1 protein-coding gene and 2 pseudogenes are annotated in these 1,329 nt (G+C 40.5%); 1 reads left to right on the top strand and 2 read right to left on the bottom strand.

Annotated elements, in window-relative coordinates:
• Positions 1 to 373 (top strand): annotated as a pseudogene (locus QUB52_RS29135) (IS1 family transposase); the annotation flags it as partial.
• On the opposite strand, the gene QUB52_RS29130 reads toward QUB52_RS29135, so the two are convergent.
• Both QUB52_RS29130 and QUB52_RS29125 read right to left on the bottom strand, forming a co-directional pair.
• Positions 369 to 905: an IS66 family transposase gene (locus QUB52_RS29130; protein ID WP_265239503.1), complete on the bottom strand. Its 537-nt coding sequence runs from the start codon at positions 903 to 905 to the stop codon at positions 369 to 371. The pseudogene QUB52_RS29135 and the gene QUB52_RS29130 overlap by 5 nt on opposite strands.
• A gap of 78 nt (positions 906 to 983) precedes the next feature.
• Positions 984 to 1,329, bottom strand: a pseudogene (locus tag QUB52_RS29125) (hypothetical protein); the annotation flags it as partial.

Raw genomic sequence — 1,329 nt, 5'->3', positions numbered from 1 at the left:
GATAGAACGAGTTAAGGGAGTTGATCATACCACGATAATAAATTGGGTAAAACAACTCGGAAAACTGTTGTCAGATGTTTATGACCCCTCAGTCATTCTGGGAGTTGCTTCCAGGTGATGAATTACAGACTTATGTGAAAAAAAACAGACAACATCTGGCTGTGGACAGCGGTTGACCACTTTAAACTAGGAATTTTAGGATGGGCATTAGGGGATCTAGTGTGCTCAGACATTTGAGCCATTATGGGACAAAGTAAGTGCCGGGAAATGCTACTTTTATGTAACTGATGGATGGTCTGTATCTCCCATGTTTATTCCTGATGGGGATCTAATTATTAGCAAGACTTATATGGTAGAAGTTCAGGGGGTTAACGTGGCAGAAGAGAGGGTGGGCTCTCACCAGAACGAGTAGCCGCGACAGACTCAACTAGGAAATCAAAAATATTACGTTCTTGCAGCTTGAGTGAAGAGACAACAGTGAGCAACCTAGAGACAAACAAACTACCAGCCGCCGAATCAGACCCAAAACTAGTCCGTCGCCAAATCACCGCAGGGCGAATTGCTCTCTCAGCAGCATTATTAGTCGGTTCAACACCCTTTTCAGTGATAAATAACCACAAAGCAGGTTCCAGCTTCAGTAAGTTACGACAAGTCCGCACAGTTTTAGCCAGGGGTGTTTTTTCGTTCTCACCGATGTTTAATTGCGCAGCTTCTCGCAATTGGCTCAAAATTTTAGTTTTAATCGGTTCAACTACTTGCTCTAATTCTGAACGAGTGAGTTGGTGATTCCGATATTGATACCAGAGATTGAACAGCTCCTTTTCCTGTTCCAGTAATGATTTTCCGATTTCATACCATTTTTTTAAAGATGTGCTAGAGATAAGGAATGTAAAATCCAAGACCATCCTGTGAGAAAACCAATGACATGATTTGTTAAAGATGATAAGATTTCCTGAACTTTTACGCGGAGTTCGTCAAGATTACTAAAAACTAACCAAGCTAAAAATTCTTTGATGTATTCCCACACTCTTTCTGTTGGATTTACTTGGCAGACAATGAGGAGGCTGAAATAGTAAAATAATATTGTCTGGCAATTCAGATGTGCTTAAAAGATGACCACGGGCATTATCGACTTGAATTATCTGCAATTCATCGGGATATTCAAGCGACAATTGTTCCAAATATGCTTGAAAACAAACTTTATCTAAATGGGAAAACTCCCAAAAAAAACTTATTCCAGTAGATGGGGATACTGCTCCGTAAAGCCAGAAACATTTGAATTTCCATTGATGTTTTCCTACGGGTTTCACACCCCGTAGTGTGATCCTT

It is taken from the genome of Microcoleus sp. A6-C6, from assembly GCF_036705955.1.
Classification (GTDB): Bacteria; Cyanobacteriota; Cyanobacteriia; order Cyanobacteriales; family Microcoleaceae; genus Microcoleus.
This window is presented reverse-complemented; position numbering and strand designations above follow the sequence as displayed.